Origin of the sequence: Nonomuraea sp. CA-143628 (genome assembly GCF_050942315.1) — a bacterium.
Lineage (GTDB): Bacteria > Actinomycetota > Actinomycetes > Streptosporangiales > Streptosporangiaceae > Nonomuraea.
Map to the genome: position 1 here is coordinate 4,748,871 of NZ_CP192072.1, position 17,845 is coordinate 4,766,715.

Genomic DNA, 17,845 nt, shown 5'->3' on the forward strand with positions numbered 1-17,845 from the left:
GGAGGGTCAGCGGAGTTCGACGTAGGAGAACTGTGAGGGCAGGTCTCTCCTGCCACGTACGTTGAGCTTGCGGTAGATCCGGGTCAGATGCTGCTCGACGGTGCTGATCGTGATGTAGATCTTCCGGGAGATCTCCCGGTTGGTGTAGCCCAGCGCGGCGAGTGAGGCGACCCGCTGTTCGGCGTCGCTCAGCAGGCCCATGCTCTCCGGGGTCTCCGCCTCCTGCTCGGCCGGATCGTCCTGCCGCACCGCCCAGCGCAGCGGCTCGGCCTGGCACTCGTCGGCGACCCGGTCGGCCCAATATCCGATCATCCTGGCCTTGTGGAGTTCGCCGATCTCGTTGAAGGCGTGGGTCAGATCGACGAGCGCGTACGCCATCTCCAGCCGGTCTCCCGCGTCCTGGAGCATGTCCACGGCCTCCCTGAGCAGGGCCGGGCGCTTCTTGAGGTCACCGATGGCGGCCAGCAGCCGCAGCGTGGCCCCTCTCGCCCTGAGCGAGTCGCCGCCAGGCAGATCATAGGGTTCCTGGAGGAAGGCTCTCGCCTGGTTCAGCTGGCCCATCTGCAGGTGCGCGGCGGCCGCGCCCTGGCGCCAGGGCACCAGCACGGGAGTGTCGAGGTTCCAGGCCCGCATCAGTCTCCCGCAGCTCAGGAAGTCGCTGAGCGCCGCGTGCGACAGGCCCGTCGCCAGGTGGAAATGGGCCCGTGCCTGGAGATAGTGCAGCCCGAACCGGGTCTGGTAGATCGCGGTGGGTACGGGATGCTTGAGAAGGCGCGCCGCGACGTCGAACTTCCCCATTTCGGTGTTGACCCGGATCAAGGCGGCCAGCGGCAGGGCGATATGAATCCCCAGGCTCCGGCGCGGTAGTACATCCAACGCTATAGAGGCATATTTAACGGCTATCGCTAGATCTCCGTGGCGAATGGCGATGTGCGCCCGGACGCCGGCCAGCACGGCGCGCCAGGTGGGGGAGCGCCGTTGGACGGCTTCTTCGAACAGGACATCACAGAGTGGTGCCGCCCGATCCGCCTGATCGGAGTAGAGCAATGTGAAAAGAGAGGACTCTACGGCTTCAAGGTTCGACTCGTCCAGTGTGGTGGACTGGAGGACGCGTTCGGCGGTATCGATCTTTTGCTCATTCTCCTCCGTTCGCAAGAAGCGTGACAATAGGGCGGCCCCCTGAAGGGGAGATACGCCGGGTGCCCCCGGCTTGGGGGTGCCGGAAGAGGCGTCCGCCACCTCGAGGAGAAGCGAGGGAAAGGCGGTGGACAACCACTGATGAGTGACTTCCAGCCGCATGGGCGTGTCTTTTTCGCCCGATTCGGCGGCCTGGACGTTCAGCCGCCGGAGCACCTCTCCGGCTTCTTCAAGTCGTCCGTGCCACAGGAAGAACCTCAGCAGCATGCGAAGGTCGTCGAAGCCGAGGCCGCCCTCTCGCGCGATCGACATCAGATGGTCGAGATGCTGGGTGGTGGCCGCGGGGTTGATCAGCCACTCCGCCCGCGCGAGCGAGGCCCGCAGGGACGCTCGGCGCGCGTCGTCGTGACAGAAGGCGATCGCCAGCTTGAGGCATTGGATCGCGAACTCGTGCTCGTCGTTGAGCAGCGTCTGATCGGCGGCTTCACGCAGCTCCACCGTGGCCCATGGCTCCGGGCAGTCGGAGGCGTGGATGAGGTGCTCGGCGACCGCGGTGCTCGCCGCTCCCTCCATGTGGAGCAGCCGGGCGGCGCGCCGGTGCATCTCCCTGCGCTCTTCGGCGTCGAGGTCGTCGAGAACGGCGGAGCGGGTCTCAGGATGGCAGAAGCGCTGTCCATCGGTGATTCCGACGGCGGCGAGATGGTTAAGGGTCTGCTGGACGGTCGCCGGCGGAAGTTCGATTAGTTCGGGCAGTAGATTGGGAAAGGCTCCCTCCCCGAGTACGGCGAGGCCGCGAGCGGTGCGCAGCGAGGTCGGGTCGGTGCGATGGAGCAGGGCGCGCACCGATCTGGAGAAGGCATCGCCGATGACCAGCGAATTGGATTCGCCGGACTCGTGTAAATAGTCCTCGACCAACGCCTCGACAAGTAAGGGGTTGCCGCCGCCGGCCGCATGGAAATCAGGACCGAGTTTCTCCGCCGTGTCCTGGTCCATGGATTTGCAGAGCATCTTCGTGACGCCTTCCTGGGAAAGCGTGCCCAATCTCATGTGCTGACAGTGCGGGTGGCGCATGAGGTCCACCTCGATGAGCTGATCCATGCCCTGCGGGTTTTCTGTCGCGGTCACCACGACGAATACGTTCGCATTGTTGAGACGCTGTACGAAATTGAGCAGGAGTTGCCACGACAATGCGTCCGAATATTCGACGTCGTCGACGGTGATGAGCACCGGCGCACTCGTGGAGAGCTCCAGGACTATCGACCACAGCCCCTGGATGGTGTGCAGCCAGTCGGGATTGTGCGCCGAGGTTTCGATGGATTTCGCGCTGAAGGCCGCCTCCTCGATCAGCCGGGCCGCCTCCGAGGCGTGCTCGATCGGCAGTGCCGCGCTGTGAAAGCTCTGGCTGGCCATCCCGAGCGGCAGGTTGCGGTCGGCCCGTGAGCAGGTGGCGCTCAGCCAGGTGACGCCGCCCGCGGCGGCGCGCTGGCTGAAGGTGTAGGCGAGTTCGGTCTTGCCGACTCCTGTGGGTCCGGTGATCACCATGACCCGTCCCTTGCCTTGTAGGCAATCGGTGAGCAGGTTGTCCAGCTCCGTGATTTCGTGGTCACGCTCGATGAGGGTCATCGTGATTCCTGTTCGTCCCCTAACGCGGTATGAGGGATCATGCCCCGTCCCGATCCTTGCACAGACCCTTGAGAATCATTCTCCTACGGCCGCCACGGCCCTTGTCAATACATTTGGACAAGCCTGGGAGTGGCGGTGGATTTCATCACATTGCGTCTCGGCTATTTCATCATTTCGTCACGGTGGGCCTGCGGTTTCGGGTAGGGACGCCGAGGTCGGCTACCCGATGTGGACTATCGAAACCCCTCGATGGCCCTTAGTTGGCGGATGAATCTAGGGGTCTCCTTGTGCGCACGGCGGGTCCGAATGAGTTATTCTCCTGTTCATCACAAAGAGGGCCGGCCGAATGTGGGCGGCCACCGAGGGATTTCACGGCCCGGTGCAGCGTGCGGTGAATGTTCGGTGGATATAAAGTCCACGGCTTTTCTTGATTTACGCCAGCCCGAAAAACGAGCCGAGAAAGGGATTGCTGTGAGTGACGCGGTAAACACCGGTGAAGCCTGGATCCGGCGTTACCACCCTTCGCCCGAGGCGTCGTCCGTACTCGTCTGCCTGCCGCACGCCGGCGGCTCGGCCAGCTTCTATTTCCCGGTCTCGCGGATGACGCCGGCCTCGATGGAGGTCCTGGCGGTCCAGTTCCCCGGCAGGCAGGACAGGCGCGGTGAGCCGTGCGTCGAGAGCATCGGGGAACTGGCCGACCGCGTCGTGGAGACGCTGCGGCCGTGGACCGGTACGCCCGTGGGGCTGTTCGGGCACAGCATGGGCGCGACCGTCGCCTTCGAGGTGGCTCGCAGGCTCGAACGGGAGGGTACGTATCCTCTGGCGCTGTTCGCGTCGGGGAGACCGGCACCGTCAGCGCTGCGCCCCGGCTTCTCCGGGCGGCGCTCGGACGAATGGCTCCTGGGGGAGCTACGAGGTCTGGGCGGCACCGACGCGCAGGTGCTCGGCGACGACGAGTTCGTGCGGGCGATAATGCCGGCGCTCAGAGGCGACTACCGGGCGGTGGACACCTATCGCTACCTGCCCGGGCCGCCGCTGTCCTGTCCCGTCTTCGCTCTCAGAGGCGAGGACGATCCCAAGGTCGACCACGATGAGGCCCGGGCATGGGGCGACCACACCACGGCCGGATTCGAGCTGCGTACGTTCGCCGGTGACCACTTCTATCTCGCGGAGCACGCGGCGGAGGTCATCGCCCTTGTCGTCGACCGGATGAACGCCGCGCTGAACGCGACCCGAGCGGCGCGCTGAAACGCGCCCACCGCACGAGCGACGCGCTGAACCGCGCGCCCTGAGCGGGATGTTGAACCGCGCGGCCCGAGCGGGCGGCGAACGAGGCCCGCGCGGGCCGCAGAGGGCCCGTAAGCCCTGTGGTGCGAGCAGAGCCCTACGAATAGTCGTAGAAGCCGCGTCCGGCCTTCCTGCCCAGCAGACCACCCTCCACCATGCGCAGCAGAACCGGCGGCGGCGAGTAGCTCGGCTCCTTGAACTCGGCGTACAACGCGTCGGCGATGGAGGCCACCGTGTCGAGCCCGATCAGGTCGGCCAGGCTCAGCGGGCCCATCGGATGGGAGCACCCCAGCACCATGCCCCGGTCGACGACCTCCGCGGTGGCGAACCCGGACTCCACCATCCTCATGGCCGCGAGGAGATAGGGGATCAGCAGGGCGTTCACCACGAATCCCGCACGATCCGCAGAGTGAATCACCTGCTTGCCGAGCGTTCCGGTGACGAACGCCTCGGCGCGGGTCTTGGTCTGATCCGTCGTGAGGAGCGACCCGGTCAGCTCCACCAGCGCCAGCGCGGGAACGGGGTTGAAGAAATGGACGCCGATGACCTGGCCGGGCCGGCCGGTCGCGCGCGCGAGCCTGATGATCGGAATGGACGACGTGTTCGACGCCAGGATGGCGTCGGGGGATTCCACGATCTTGTCCAGCGCGCCGAACAGGTCGAGCTTGGTCGACTCCGTCTCGGGGACGGTCTCGAAGACGATCTGCCGATCGCCGAGATCGTTGAGATCCGCGGTGAAGACGACGCGGCCCACCGCCGCGTCCCGCTCCTCCTCGGTGATCGTCCCCTTGCGCAGGCCGCGGTCGAGCGACCTGACCAGGCGCCGCCGGCTGTGGGCCACGGACGCCTCCGTGGAGACCGCCACTCGCACGTCGAGGCCCGCGCGGGCGCACACGTCGGCGAGGCCGGAGCCCATCACCCCGCATCCCACGATGCCGATCCTGTCGAACTGGGCCATCTCGCCTCCCGTGATGCTCTGGTCGTCAAGCTCGGTCGTTGAAGCTCTGGTCGTTGAAGCTCTGGTCGTCAAAGCTCTGGTGGTTCAAGCTCCGGTCGTCCAGCGGAGCAGGCAGGCGCCTACCGACATGCCGCCGCCGAAACCGGCGAGCAGGACGAGGTCGTCCTGTTTGAGGATTCCCGCCCGATTCGCCTCGTCGAGCGCGACGGCCACGGAGGCGCTGCCCAGGTTGCCGTACCTCTCCAGAGTGCGCGGGGTGTGCGAGCCGGTGAGGCCGCAGCGCTCGACCAGCTCCGTCACCAGGCGGCCGTTCGCCTGATGGGGTACGAACGTGTCGATCTCGTCCAGCCCGAACCCGGCGCGGTCCACCAGGCTCTTCATCGCGGGCGGCACGTGCTCCAGCACGAACTCCGTCACCGCGCGGCCGTCCATTCTGAAGTAGTGCTCGCCGTCCGCGACGGTCTGGGGCGAGGCCGGATGCCTGCTGCCGCCCGCCTTGATGCCGATGAGCCGGTGATCGGCACCGTGGCTGGACAGCTCGAAGTCGATGAACCCCGAGCGCTCGGGCACCGCGCCGACGACGGCGACGCCGGACCCGTCGCCGAACAGCACGGAGGTGCGGCGGTCGGTGAAGTCGAGCTGCCTGCTGTACAGGTCGGCACCGATGACCAGGGCGTAGGTGTCCGGGCGGCGCGCGATGAGGCTGTCGGCGATGGCGAGCGCGTACACGAATCCGCTGCAGACGACGTTGATGTCGAAGCAGGCGGCGGCACGCGCGCCCAGCGCGTCCTGCACGAGGTAAGACGTCGGAGGCTGGGGGAAGTCGCCGGTGGAGGTCGCCACGATGATGTAGCCGATACGGCCCACGTCGATGTCGGCGCGCCGCAGCGCGTCCAGGCTGGCCTGTACGGCGAGGTCCGAGGTCGCCTCGTGCGCGGCGGCGTGCCGGCGGAACCCGATCTGCGTCTTGCGCAGGATCCACTCCGCGTCGACGCCCACCCGCGCCGCCAGGTCCTCGTTGGCGACCTCGTCCCCGGGGAGATACGAACCGGTCGCCAGGATCCCGGTAGTGTGTCCGGCCACTGTCAGCTCCGCCTTCTCCTGGAAGCCACGCCTACGCCAGCGCCGCGGGGGCGGCGTCCGCCAGGTCGCGCAGCGGATTGATCCGCTGCTCGCCGATCTCGGCGCGCCGCGCGGGGTCGGTGACGCCCAGTCCGGGCTCGGGCGCCATGCACAGCACGCCGACCTTGCCGATGTGGGCGTTGGTCTGCACCAGCCGGGTGGCCTCCGCGACCTCGTCCAGCGGATAGACCGTCGACAGGGTCGGCGCCACCATCCCGAGGTCGAACAGCCGCACGCACTCCCGCACCTCCTGCAGGTTCGCCGCATGGCTGCCGATGATGCGCTTGAGGTGCATCCAGAGATACCGGTTGTCGTAGTGGTGCTGGAATCCGGTGCTGGAGCCGCAGGTGACGACCGAGCCGCCCCGGCGGGTCACGAACACCGAGGTGGCGAACGTCGCCCTGCCCACGTAGTCCATGACGATGTGCGGGTCCTCGCCGACCGCCGCGCGGATGGCCGCTCCCAGGCGCTTGCCCAGCGCTATCGCCTGTTCGGGCGTGCTGTCGATGTCGTCGGTCATCCCGATGTCGTTGCGGTTGATGATGACGTCGCAGCCGAGACTTCTCAGGATCCGGGCCTTCGAGTCCGAGCCGACGACGCCCACGGGGATGCCGCCGCCGTTCTTCACCATCTGCACGGCGTACGCGCCCAGGCCGCCGGCCGCGCCCCAGATCAGGACGATGTCGCCCTGTTTCATCCGGGCGCCCCGGGCGCTGACCAGCATGCGATAGACCGTGCCCGCGCACAGCGTGACGCAGGCGGCCTCCTCCCAGGTCAGGTGCGCCGGCTTGGGCGCCAGCTGACTGGCCCGCGCCAGGGTGTAGTGCGCCAGCCCGCCGAAGTTGGTCTCGAATCCCCAGACCCGCTGCTCGGCGCCGAGCATGCCGTCGTCGTGCGTCGCCGCTTCCTGGTCGTCGGCCTGGATCGGACTGATGACGACGTGGTCGCCGACGCGCCAGCGACGCACGCCCGCGCCGACCGCGACGATGACCCCGGCTCCGTCGGAACCCAGCACGTGGTACGGCTGGTCGTGCCGCGCCGCGAACCCGCCCGCCCGGCCGAAGCGCTTGAGGAAGCCGAACGTCGGTAGCGGCTCGAAGGTCGCCGACCAGACGGTGTTGTAGTTGATCGAGCTGGCCATCACCGCCACCACGACCTCGTCGGGCGCGAGCTCCGGCATGGGCACCAGGCCGACGCGCAGCGATTTGCGCACGTCCTTGTCCTCCATACCAGCGAACATCTCGGTGTCCTCGACCCGGAGGTAAGAAGCCGGATACTCCTTCGGCAACGCGATCTTCGCCAGGTCGCCGGGCGCGGCTCCGCCCAGCAGGGCCTCGGCCATGGGATCCATGTCACTCCTCTTGATGTGGGGGTAAGCCGGTCACAGCGGGATGTTGCCGTGACGGCCTCGTGTCGCCGAGGCCGCCGCGAGCGCCATGGCGAGCTTGGGCCGGGTCTGCGCGGGGTCGATCACCTCGTCGACGACGCCCAGCGCCACGGCGCGGGCGACACCTCCCGCGACGAGGGTGTGCTCGGCGACGAGCCGCTGCCGCAGCTCCGCGCGCTCATCGTCGTGGGCGGCGGCCAGGCGCTTGCGGTGCAGGATGCCCACCGCCGCCTCCGCGCTCATCACCGCGATCTTCGCCTCCGGCCAGGCGAACACCGCGGACGCGCCGAGCGAGCGGGAGTTCATGGCGATGTACGCCCCGCCGTACGACTGGCGCGTGACCAGCGTGACGCGGGGGACCGCCGCCTCGGCGAAGGCGTGCAGCAGCTTGGCGCCCCGCCTGACCACGCCACCCCATTCCTGGGTGACGCCGGGCAGGTAACCGGGAACGTCGACGAGCACGATCAGCGGAATGCCGAACGCGTTGCACATGCGGACGAACCGCGAGGCCTTCTCGGCGCTCAGCGAGTCGAGGCAGCCGCCCATGCGCAGGGGATTGTTGGCGATCACGCCGACGCTCCCGCCGGTCAGGCGGCCGAGGCCGACGACGACGTTGGGGGCCCAGCGCGGCTGGAGCTCCATGAAGGGGGTGCCCTCGTCGAGGATCTCGCGTACCAGCGGGCGCACGTCATAGGCCCGCCGCGCCCGCTCCGGCAGCAGAGAGCGCAGGTCCTTCCCGGCCGTGGCGAGGTGGGGTTCGACGCGGGCGCGATGGGCCAGCAGCAGGGTCACCTGGCGCGTGGCCTCGTACGCGTCGCTCTCGGAGTCGACCACGATGTGCGCCACGCCCGACTTGCGGCTGTGCGTCTCGGCGCCGCCCAGTGACTCCATGTCGATCTGCTCACCGGTGACGGACCGCACGACGTCGGGGCCGGTCACGAACATCCGGCCGGCCCTGGACATGATCACCACGTCGGTGAGCGCGGGACCGTAGGCGGCGGCTCCGGCGGCCGGGCCGAGGATGACCGAGATCTGCGGCACGCGCCCGGAGGCACGGGTCATCGCGGCGAACATCCGCCCGACACCGTCCATCGACTCCACGCCGTCCGCCAGCCGGGCACCGCCGGAGTGCCACAGGCCGATCACCGGGCAGCCTTCGAGCAGCGCAGCGTCGATGGCCGACACGATCTTGTCGCAGCCCGCGGCGCCGAGCGCGCCGCCCATGTTGGCCGGGTCGGTGCAGAAGGTGATCACCTTGTGGCCCGCGATGCGGCCACTGGCCGCGGACACGCCGCTGGCGTCAGGGTCATGCAGGGGCACTACCGAGTCGGCGTCGAGCAGCCGGGCCAGCCGTACGGCCGGCGCACGCTGATCGAGCGGGAAGTGTTCCTGCGTGATCGGTGTGGCGGTCAACGCCGTCTCCCGTTCTCATGCAGGGTTGAATTTATTGTTTCCCGCATGTTTCCTACCTCCAGCGCCAACGCTGAGGACTTTTCTGATGGATTCCAGCAGACTGCTGAAAATAGGCTTATCTACGCGCTATCTCCACACAACCCTTACCAGTCCCCCTAAGCGCCCTGTAGCGTTGCTGAGCGAGGGCGAACGGCGTCGTCCCGGGGCTGATCCGCGGCGATGTTTCGTGGGCGAAGCCACCACAGCTGCGATCATGTCCGCACGTCAGGCCCGATGCCGATCCGCATACGGGTTGTCCGGCTGACGGCGCAGGCCCTGCGGAGTGGGAACGTTCCGAGAAATAATGACTTTATCTCATATTGCGCCATAGTTGCCGCTAGGGGGGCCGGTAGGGGTTGTTCCGCGCGTCTTCGACAGCCAATCATGGTGCCGTCATTTCGACGTACGGCCAGATTTCCTATGGCTGAAAGGCATGCGCATGGAGATAGCCGAGCTTGGCGTGGAGAAAGCTTTCCTGATCACTCCGGACGTCCACTCCGACCACCGGGGAGTTTTCCTCGAAGTGTTCAGCCAGCCGGCGTTCGAGCGGGCGGTGGGCCATCGGTTGTCGGTCGCGCAGCTCAACTGCTCGCTGTCCCGGCGCGGGACCATCCGCGGCATGCACGCCATCGCGCTGCCGGGTCAGGCCCGTTATGTCAGCTGTGCGCAGGGGGGCATCGTCGACATCGTGCTCGACATCCGCGTCGGCTCGCCCACGTACGGCGAGCACGTCGCGGTCGAGCTGACCGCCGCGAACCGGCACGCCCTGTACCTGGCGGAAGGGCTGGCGCACGGGTTCGCGCCGCTGACCGACGAGGCGACCGTCGTGTACATGTGCTCCAGCACCTGGTCGCCGGGCTCCGAGGTCATCATCAACTCGCTCGACCCGGAACTCGGGCTGCCCTGGCCCACTGAGCCCGAGCCCGTGCGCTCCGACAAGGACGCGGCGGCGCCCTCCCTGCGCGAGGCCGCCGAGCGCGGGCTGCTGCCCACCATGGCCGAGTGCCGGGCGTTGTACGCCGAACTCGACGATCTCACGCTCACGAGGTGACGGCATGATCCCACTGTTCCGGGTGGCGATGTCTCCCGAGGCGCCGGCGATGGCCGCCCAGGTCATCGGCAGCGGCATGATCGGCCAGGGCGCCAAGGTCCAGGAGTTCGAGCGGGCGATCGCCGGGCGGATCGGCCGGGACGAGGTGGTCACGGTCAACAGCGCCACGGCGGGCCTGCACCTCGCCCTGCACATGGTCGCCCGCGAGGATGCCGACGACGGCGGCGAGGTGCTGTCCACGCCGTTGACCATGGAGGCCACCAACTGGGCGATCATGGCCAACCGGCTGCGCGTCAAGTGGGTGGACGTCGACCCGGCCACCCTCAACGTCGATCTGGACGACCTGGCCCGCAAGATCTCGCCGAAGACACGGGCGATCATGATCGTCCACTTCGGCGGCTACCCCCTCGACCTCGACCGGCTCCGCGAGATCCTCGACCAGGCCGAGGCCAGATTCGGCGTCCGCCCGCCGGTGATCGAGGACTGCGCGCACGCGTGGGGCGCGACCTACCGCGGCGCGCCCATCGGCAGCCATGGCAACCTGTGCGTGTTCAGCTTCCAGGCCATCAAGCATCTGACCTGCGGTGACGGGGGCGCTCTCGTCCTGCCGAGCGAGGAGCTGCGCCGGCGCGCCGAGCGGCTGCGCTGGTTCGGCATCGACCGTACGGCCGACCGGCTGCGCAACCCGCCGGACGTCACGGAGTGGGGCTTCAAGTTCCACATGAACGACATCAACGCCTCCATCGGCCTGGCCAATCTGGCGTGGGCGGAGGAGGTGGTGGCCCGGCACCGTGCCAACGCCGCCTTCTACGACAGGGAGCTGGCCGGTGTCCCCGGCGTCGAGCTGACCGAACGGGCCGCCGACCGCCAGTCCTCCTTCTGGATCTACCCGATGAAGGTGGAGGACCGCGAGGGCTTCATGAAGCGCATGGACGAGGCCGGGATCATGGTCAGCAACGTGCACGAGCGCAACGACCTGCACACCGTCATGCGCCCGTACGCGTCGCTGCTGCCCGGCCTTGACCACGTGGCGCCGCGCGTGGTGTGCGTGCCCGTCGGCTGGTGGGTCACCGAGGAGCAGCGCGCGCACATCGCGGACACCGTCAGGCGGGGCTGGTGAGCGCGCCCGCCGCCGTACACAACGCAGGGCGGGCGACGAAGGGCACGGTGCCGTTCGGAGAGCACCGGACCTGGTACCGGATCACCGGCGAGCCGGGCGGCGCGGGCCGTCCGGCCGTCGTTGTCCTGCACGGCGGCCCGGGCAGCACGCACGACTATCTGGTCGGCCTGGCCGTCCTCGCCCAGCACGGCTGGCCCGTCGTGCACTACGACCAGCTCGGCAACGGCGGCTCCACCCATCTGCCCGACAAGGGGGCGGAATTCTGGACACCGCAGCTGTTCCTCGACGAGCTGGACAACCTGCTGTGCCGGCTCGGTGTGCGCGACGACTACGTGCTGGTCGGACAGTCGTGGGGCGGCATGCTGGCCGCCCTGCACGCCTCGGCCGGACCGGAGGGCCTGCGCGGCCTGGTGATCGCCGACGCCCCCGCCTCCTACCGGCTCTGGCTGAGTGAGATGCGGGTGCTGCGCGACCGGCTGCCCGACGGCGTCGACGAGACGCTGCGCCGGCACGAGGCCGCGGGCACGACCGACTCCCAGGAGTACTTCGACGCGATGATGGTCTTCTACAACCGGCACGTCTGCACCCTGGACCCCTGGCCGCGTGAGTTCGTCGCCACGTTCATGGAGATCTACAACGACCCGACGGTCTACTACGCGATGAACGGCCCCAGCGAGTTCCACGTGATCGGCTCGCTGCGCGACTGGGGCGTGGAGGACCGCGTCGCGGACATCCAGGTGCCCACGCTGCTCATCTCCGGGCGGCACGACGAGGCCACCCCCGCCACCGTGCGACCGTACTTCGATCTCATCCCCGACGTGCGGTGGGAGGTCTTCGAGGAGTCCAGCCACACGCCGCACCTGGAGGAGCCCGAACGGTTCACCCAGGTGCTGATCGATTTCCTGAAGGGCCTGGGTGAGTGAAGTGGACATGCGGACCGCGATCGTCTTCCCCGGGATGGGACCCACCCGGTTCACCGACGTCGACGCGTTCATGCTCGGCGACCCCGTCGCGCGGCGGCTGGTCGCGCGCGCCGACGAGGTGCTGGGCTACTCGCTGGCCGACCGCTTCCGCGACTCCGAGGACGACTACTCGGAGGCGGCCCAGGTGGCGTTCCTGGTGAACAGCCTGGCCCTGGCCGAATGGGCCGAGCGGACGCTGGACATCGCCCCGCACGTGTGCGCGGGCCCGAGCTTCGGCGGCAAGGCGGCCGCCGCCTACTCGGGCGCGCTGTCCTTCCCCGACGCCGTGCGCATGACCGCCGAGCTGGCCCGCTGTACGGCGGACTACTTCGCGCACGAGCACCGCGACCTCGTCACCTGCTCCTTCGTCCGCGTTCCCGAGGACAAGCTGAGCGAGCTGGTGGCCGAACTGCGTGAGCAGGGGGAATGGCACGACGTCTCCTGCTACATCGACCACGACTTCTACATGGTCTCGCTGCGGGAGCGGCGGGCGGCGTGGCTGGAAGGCAGGATCCGGGCGCTCGGCGGGCTGCCGCTGTACAGGATGCGGCCGCCCATGCACGCGGCCGTGCTGGAGCCGCTGCGCAAGAGGGCCGAGGAGGAGGTGTTCGGCGCTCTGCGCTTCACCGACCCGCGGCTGCCGGTCGTCGACGATCACGACGGGACGCTGCTGACCGGCGCGGCGGGCGTGCGGGCCATGGTGCTCGACGGCTTCGTCCGGCCGCTGCGCTGGCCCGAGGTGGTGGCCACGCTGCGGCGGCTCAATGTCACGAAGGTCGTCGTCAGTGGCCAGGACGCCATGTTCGGCCGGGTGCCCGTCACCACGCGGAGCTTCACCGTGGTTCCGGTGAACCCGAGGATGGCGGTGCTGCCGCGGCCGTCGGTCCCATCGGCCTGACGAGGCCCCGTGGACCTCGTCAGGCGCCGGTCGATCAGGCGGGCGGCCGGTCGGGCGGCGGTCGGTCAGGTCGCGGGAATCCCGGACAGGACTTTCCAGAGTGTGCCCGGAGTCGCGAACGTCTCCTTCGTCAGCGCCTCGTCCCTGAATCGCACGCCGTACGTCTCCTCGAGTGCGGCCAGCAGCTCGACGATGCCGAGTGAATCGAGGCCGAGACCGGGGAGATCGGCATTTTCGGCGAGCTTGTCATCAGGCGGCAGAAACGGCAGAAGTGGCCGCAGGAGTTCTTCGAATCGGGCATCCCACATGACGGCTGATTTCCTTTCTCCGGTTATCGCTAAAGAGCTCACGGCGCCGACGTTATCCGGCGGCAAGGCGAATGTCCATAATGGGTGGTTCAGATGAGCGCAGATTATTCGCGACCCCTCTACGCGCATTTCCTGCGCGGCCTCGGCATGGCGCCAGAGCGGCCGGCCTTCCGGGCCGGGCCGGACACGGCGAGTTACGCCGAGCTCCATCGGTCGGCTCTGCGCTGGGCCGGCGCGCTGCTGCGGGCCGCGCCCCGCCCGCTCGGTGCCGTAGGGGTTCTGGCCGACAAAGGGGGCACGGCCTACGCCGGCCTGCTCGCCGGCCTGTACGCGGGCGCGGCGGTGGTGCCGCTCCAGCCCGACTTCCCGGCCGCCAGAACCCGCCAGATGATCGAGGCCGCCGGGGTGTCGGCGCTGATCGTCGATGACCGCGGCCAGAAGCGGGCGGCCGAGCTCCGCGCCCAGGGGGTGGACGTGCTCGTCCTCACCCCCGACGCGCTCGGCGGCGGGCGGGCGTTGGCCGCGCCGCGGCCGGTCGACCCCGCCGACACCGCGTACGTGCTGTTCACCTCGGGGTCGACGGGCCGTCCCAAGGGGGTGCCTATCACCCACGGGAACACCGCGCACTACTTCGAGCTGCTGGCCGGACGCTACGACTTCACCCCTGACGACGTGTTCTCGCAGACCTTCGACCTGACCTTCGACTGCGCGATGTTCGACCTGTTCTGCGCCTGGGCGGCCGGCGGGACCGCGGTGGCCGTGCCGCCGCACGCGTACGGCGACCTGCCCCGATACCTGGCCGAGCAGGGGATCACCGTGTGGTTCTCCACCCCCAGCGCGATCTCCCTGGTGCGCAGGACGGGCGGGCTCGGCGCGGGCGCGATGCCAACCCTGCGCTGGAGCTTCTTCGCCGGAGAGGCGCTGAAGAGCGCGGACGCCGCCGACTGGCAGCGGGCCGCGAGCGCCTCCACCGTGGAGAACCTCTACGGGCCGACCGAGCTGACGATCACGATCACCGGCCACCGCTGGTCGGAGGAGACCTCGCCCGGCCGCTGCGTCAACGGCCTGTCCCCGATCGGCACGGTGCATCCCGGCCACGGCCACCTCCTGGTGGACGAGGACGGCCGGACCGTCCGCGACGAGGGGGAGCTGTGGATCACCGGGCCGCAGCTGACTCCGGGATACCTCGATCCGGCCGACGACAAGGGCCGATTCGTCGAGCGGGACGGCCGCACCTGGTACAACACCGGCGACCGCGTCCGGGTCGCCGACAACGGCGAACTCGTCTACCTCGGCAGAGCCGACGCCCAGATCCAGGTGCACGGCTGGCGGGTCGAGCTGGCCGAGATCGACCACGCCGTGCGCGGCGTCGCCGGAGTGGCGGACGCGGTCACCGTGAGTGCCGAGAAGGACGGCACCGCCGTGCCCGTCGTGTTCTACACCGGCATTCGGCTACCCCCTACCGATTTCACCGCCCGGCTCGTCGAGACGCTGCCGGCCGGTCTCATTCCGCGCCACTATCGGTATCTCGACGAGCTGCCGCTGAATCCCAACAGAAAAGTCGACAGAGCGGGCCTGCGGGAGCTGGCGGCGGGCCTGGTGGGTAAACGTGAGCGGGTCGCGGAAGAGGGGAGGGGCGCTTTAGGGGGGCGGTAGGGGTCTATTGGAAATCAGGGTTCGGGATAACTTTTCAGTGATTTGCTTTTTCATTGATCGACATTCCTGGAAATTCCTTTTCCCACCTGGGCGGGAGGACGATATTGGACGGGACGCGGTTTCTTCGATCGGGCCTCATCCACGATCTGCTCGATGAGGCCATGGACGCGAGACCTGAGGGCGACGCGGTCCGCGACGCGCGCGGCGCGTGGAGCTACCAGCGGGTCGGCGAGCTCAGCCACGCCGTCGCCCGCCGGCTGGCGGCCAGTGGCGTGGGCCCGGGGGACCGGGTCATCGTCCAGCTGGCCAACCGGCGGGAGACGGTGCCCATCGTCTACGGCCTCTCGCGGCTCGGTGCCGTCTTCGTGCCGCTGCACCCCGAGATGAAGGCCTTCCACCTCCGCTCCGTCCTTCAGGACGCGGAGCCCACGCTGGTCATCGGTGGCGGTGAGGCCATGCGCGAGGTCGCCACCATGCCGGTGCGCGACATCGACGACTTCTGGCCCGAGGTCGAGGAGCTGGCGGGGCAGCTTGCCGCGCAGGGGCCGACTACGCGTGAGCACTCGGCCGCGCGTGAGCCGGTCAAGGTCCTGCCCTCGGACGTCGCCATCTTGATCTACACCTCGGGCAGCACCGCCGCGCCAAAGGGAGTGATCTGCCCGCACGCGCAGGTCACCTTCGCCGCCTCGGCGATCAACGCGGTGCTCGGCTACGGGCCGGACGACGTGGTCTTCTGCCGGCTGCCCATGTCCTTCGACTACGGCCTCTACCAGATCTTCCTCGCCGCGCTCGGCGGCGCCGAGCTGGTCCTGGCCGAGGACGGATCCGACCTGATGCTGCTCGGCCAGATCAGCGACGCCGGCGCGACCGTCGTACCCGTCGTCCCGTCCCTGGGCGGCATGATCGCGACCCTGGCCCGGCGGGCGACCGGCTCGGTGTCGAAGGTGCGGATGTTCACCAACACCGGGGCCGCGCTGCCGGAGGCGACCATCCGGAGCCTGCGCGCCTGCGCCCCCGGAGCCCGGGTGGTGCGCATGTACGGCATCACCGAGTGCAAACGCGTCACGATCATGGAGCCCGAGCTCGACCGGGACCGGCCCGGCGCGGTCGGCCGCCCGCTGCCCGGCACCCGGGTGGACATCCTCGACGGCGCGGGCCGCCCGCTGCCAGCCGGGGAGACCGGGGAGATCGTGGTCGCCGGTCCCAACGTGATGGCCGGTTACTGGCGCGACCCCGAGCTCACCGCTCGCGCCTACCGCCGCGACCCGGTCACCGGCGAGGTCCGTCTGCACACCGGCGACTACGGCCGGCTCGACAAGGACGGCTACCTGTACTTCGAAGGCCGCAGAGACGACATGTTCAAACGCCGGGGCACCCGGATGAGCACGACCGAGATCGAGGCGGCCGCCATGGACGTCCCCGGTGTCCGCGCGGCCGTGGTGCTGCCCCCGGCCGACGGCCGTGACCTCGTGGTCTTCGTCGAGGCCGATCTGACGCCCAGCAGCGTGCTCAACGCGCTGAAACAGCGGCTCGAACCCGCGAAGGTGCCGGCCGCCTGTCATGTCCTGCCCCGCTTCCCGCTGACGCTCAACGGCAAGAACGAGCGCAAACAGCTGGCCCTGCTGCTCGACGGAGGTCACGCGTGAACTGGTACGCCGAGCTCGCCGCTCGCTACGGCTCCCCGCTGTACGTCTACGACCTGGACCGCGTCGCCACCGCGCAGAAGGACCTGCGTCAGGCCCTGCCCGGCGGGTTCTCGCTGTTCTACTCCTTCAAGGCCAACCCGCACCCGGAGATCGCCCGAGCGCTCCGCGACGGCGGCGCGCTCGCCGAGATCAGCTCGACCGGCGAGCTGAACGCGGCGTTCGCCGCGGGCTTCGACGGCTCCGAGGTGCTCCTGACCGGACCGGGCAAGACCACCGAGGAACTGGAGGTCGCCGTCGACGGCGGCGTCCGCCTGTTCTCCGTCGAGTCGCCCACCGACCTGTGGCATGTCGGGCAGGTCGCCTCCCGCCGTGGCGTGCTCGTGGACTGCCTGCTGCGCGTCAACAGCGCCGAGCCCGGCGCCGCCACCAGCATCCGGATGACCGGTGCGCCCTCCCAGTTCGGCTTCGACGAGGAGACGATCCCCGCGCTGATGCCGGAGCTCCGGGCGGTGCCCGGCACGCGGCTGGCGGGGGCGCACCTGTTCTCCCTGAGCAACTCCAAGGACGAGGAGAGCCTGGTCGCCGAGTTCGACCACACCATCTCGGTGGCCGCGCGCCTGGAGCGGGAGACGGGCCTGCCGATCCGCCTGCTGGACATCGGCGGCGGATTCGCCGCGCCGTACCTCACCGGGGGAGAGCGGCCCGTGTACGGCGGCCTGCGCGCCGGGCTGGAGACCGTCCTCGACGCGAAGTTCGCCGGCTGGCGGGCGGGCACGCCCCAGATCGCCTGCGAGTCCGGCCGCTACCTGGCCGGCGACTGCGGAACGCTGGTCTGCACCGTGGTCAACGTCAAGGAGAGCCGCGGCCGCAGATTCGTCATCCTGGACGCCGGCATCAACACCCTCGGCGGCATGTCCGGCCTGGGCAGGCTCCTGCCGGTCTCGGTGGAGCTCAACGGCGCCACCCACGACGGCGAACGGTCGCCCGCGACCCTGGTCGGCCCGCTCTGCACCCCCGGCGACATCCTCGCCAGGAACGTCTCGCTGCCCCCGCTGGCACCCGGCGACGTCGTGACCATCCCCAACGCGGGCGCCTACGGCATGACCGCGAGCCTCGTGATGTTCCTGGGCCACCCGGCGCCCATCGAGGTCGTCGCGCACGGCCACCAAGTGGTGTCCGTCTCCCGGATCGAATTCAACCGCAAGTACGAGTGACACCCCCCGGATCGACCTCAACCG

At 69.0% G+C, this 17,845-nt stretch carries 14 protein-coding genes; 8 read left to right on the plus strand and 6 right to left on the minus strand.

Going from position 1 to position 17,845, the window contains the following annotated elements:
- Nucleotides 1–6 precede the first annotated feature (6 nt).
- Nucleotides 7–2,760, minus strand: coding sequence for a helix-turn-helix transcriptional regulator (locus tag ACQP2T_RS21860; RefSeq protein ID WP_433517953.1), 2,754 nt, complete (start codon nucleotides 2,758–2,760; stop codon nucleotides 7–9).
- 471 nt (nucleotides 2,761–3,231) lie between these two features.
- Between ACQP2T_RS21860 and ACQP2T_RS21865 the strand changes: the two genes are divergently transcribed.
- Nucleotides 3,232–4,008: a thioesterase II family protein gene (locus ACQP2T_RS21865; protein ID WP_433517954.1), complete on the plus strand. Its 777-nt coding sequence runs from the start codon at nucleotides 3,232–3,234 to the stop codon at nucleotides 4,006–4,008.
- Nucleotides 4,009–4,144: 136 nt separating this feature from the next.
- On the opposite strand, the gene ACQP2T_RS21870 is transcribed toward ACQP2T_RS21865, so the two are convergent.
- The 4 genes from ACQP2T_RS21870 to ACQP2T_RS21885 form a co-directional block, all read right to left on the minus strand.
- On the minus strand, nucleotides 4,145–5,005 hold the full coding sequence (locus ACQP2T_RS21870) for a 3-hydroxybutyryl-CoA dehydrogenase (RefSeq protein WP_433517955.1): 861 nt from the start codon (nucleotides 5,003–5,005) through the stop codon (nucleotides 4,145–4,147).
- 84 nt (nucleotides 5,006–5,089) lie between these two features.
- Complete coding sequence (locus tag ACQP2T_RS21875; RefSeq protein ID WP_433517956.1) at nucleotides 5,090–6,088, minus strand: 3-oxoacyl-ACP synthase III family protein; 999 nt, start codon at nucleotides 6,086–6,088, stop codon at nucleotides 5,090–5,092.
- A gap of 31 nt (nucleotides 6,089–6,119) precedes the next feature.
- Nucleotides 6,120–7,478: a crotonyl-CoA carboxylase/reductase gene (gene ccrA / locus ACQP2T_RS21880; RefSeq protein WP_433517957.1), complete on the minus strand. Its 1,359-nt coding sequence runs from the start codon at nucleotides 7,476–7,478 to the stop codon at nucleotides 6,120–6,122.
- A 30-nt stretch (nucleotides 7,479–7,508) separates the two neighbouring features.
- The gene (locus tag ACQP2T_RS21885) at nucleotides 7,509–8,927 is read right to left on the minus strand and encodes an acyl-CoA carboxylase subunit beta (RefSeq protein WP_433517958.1); all 1,419 of its coding nucleotides are present in this window, start codon (nucleotides 8,925–8,927) and stop codon (nucleotides 7,509–7,511) included.
- Between the two features lie 499 nt (nucleotides 8,928–9,426).
- Here ACQP2T_RS21885 and ACQP2T_RS21890 point away from each other — a divergent pair, with 499 nt between their 5' ends.
- From ACQP2T_RS21890 to ACQP2T_RS21905, 4 genes are read left to right on the plus strand one after another with little or no spacing between them, the layout of a single operon-like run.
- The gene (locus ACQP2T_RS21890) at nucleotides 9,427–10,017 is read left to right on the plus strand and encodes a dTDP-4-dehydrorhamnose 3,5-epimerase family protein (protein WP_433517959.1); all 591 of its coding nucleotides are present in this window, start codon (nucleotides 9,427–9,429) and stop codon (nucleotides 10,015–10,017) included.
- A gap of 4 nt (nucleotides 10,018–10,021) precedes the next feature.
- The gene (locus ACQP2T_RS21895; RefSeq protein ID WP_433517960.1) at nucleotides 10,022–11,137 is read left to right on the plus strand and encodes a DegT/DnrJ/EryC1/StrS family aminotransferase; all 1,116 of its coding nucleotides are present in this window, start codon (nucleotides 10,022–10,024) and stop codon (nucleotides 11,135–11,137) included.
- Nucleotides 11,134–12,060: a proline iminopeptidase-family hydrolase gene (locus ACQP2T_RS21900; protein WP_433517961.1), complete on the plus strand. Its 927-nt coding sequence runs from the start codon at nucleotides 11,134–11,136 to the stop codon at nucleotides 12,058–12,060. The genes ACQP2T_RS21895 and ACQP2T_RS21900 overlap by 4 nt, the downstream gene beginning before the upstream one ends.
- Nucleotides 12,053–12,997, plus strand: a complete 945-nt coding sequence (locus ACQP2T_RS21905) for an ACP S-malonyltransferase (RefSeq protein WP_433517962.1) — start codon at nucleotides 12,053–12,055, stop codon at nucleotides 12,995–12,997. The genes ACQP2T_RS21900 and ACQP2T_RS21905 overlap by 8 nt, the downstream gene beginning before the upstream one ends.
- Before the next feature lie 65 nt (nucleotides 12,998–13,062).
- Here the strand turns inward: ACQP2T_RS21905 and ACQP2T_RS21910 are convergent, their stop codons facing one another.
- Complete coding sequence (locus ACQP2T_RS21910; protein ID WP_433517963.1) at nucleotides 13,063–13,347, minus strand: phosphopantetheine-binding protein; 285 nt, start codon at nucleotides 13,345–13,347, stop codon at nucleotides 13,063–13,065.
- Nucleotides 13,348–13,398: 51 nt separating this feature from the next.
- Here ACQP2T_RS21910 and ACQP2T_RS21915 point away from each other — a divergent pair, with 51 nt between their 5' ends.
- The 3 genes from ACQP2T_RS21915 (at nucleotide 13,399) to ACQP2T_RS21925 (ending at nucleotide 17,821) form a co-directional block, all read left to right on the plus strand.
- Entirely contained in the window at nucleotides 13,399–14,961 is a 1,563-nt protein-coding gene (locus ACQP2T_RS21915) for an AMP-binding protein (RefSeq protein ID WP_433517964.1), read from the plus strand.
- A gap of 161 nt (nucleotides 14,962–15,122) precedes the next feature.
- Complete coding sequence (locus ACQP2T_RS21920; RefSeq protein ID WP_433517965.1) at nucleotides 15,123–16,607, plus strand: AMP-binding protein; 1,485 nt, start codon at nucleotides 15,123–15,125, stop codon at nucleotides 16,605–16,607.
- Nucleotides 16,604–17,821, plus strand: coding sequence for a type III PLP-dependent enzyme (locus ACQP2T_RS21925; protein ID WP_357951456.1), 1,218 nt, complete (start codon nucleotides 16,604–16,606; stop codon nucleotides 17,819–17,821). Before ACQP2T_RS21920 ends, ACQP2T_RS21925 begins: the two co-directional genes overlap by 4 nt.
- Nucleotides 17,822–17,845: the final 24 nt, after the last annotated feature.

Coding starts and splice junctions, on each gene's coding strand:
- ccrA (WP_433517957.1), bottom strand. CDS start 7,478: ATGGATCCCATGGCCGAGGCCCTGCTGGGCGGAGCCGCGCCCGGCGAC.
- ACQP2T_RS21915 (WP_433517964.1), top strand. CDS start 13,399: ATGAGCGCAGATTATTCGCGACCCCTCTACGCGCATTTCCTGCGCGGC.
- ACQP2T_RS21920 (WP_433517965.1), top strand. CDS start 15,123: ATGGACGCGAGACCTGAGGGCGACGCGGTCCGCGACGCGCGCGGCGCG.
- ACQP2T_RS21860 (WP_433517953.1), bottom strand. CDS start 2,760: ATGACCCTCATCGAGCGTGACCACGAAATCACGGAGCTGGACAACCTG.
- ACQP2T_RS21870 (WP_433517955.1), bottom strand. CDS start 5,005: ATGGCCCAGTTCGACAGGATCGGCATCGTGGGATGCGGGGTGATGGGC.
- ACQP2T_RS21895 (WP_433517960.1), top strand. CDS start 10,022: ATGATCCCACTGTTCCGGGTGGCGATGTCTCCCGAGGCGCCGGCGATG.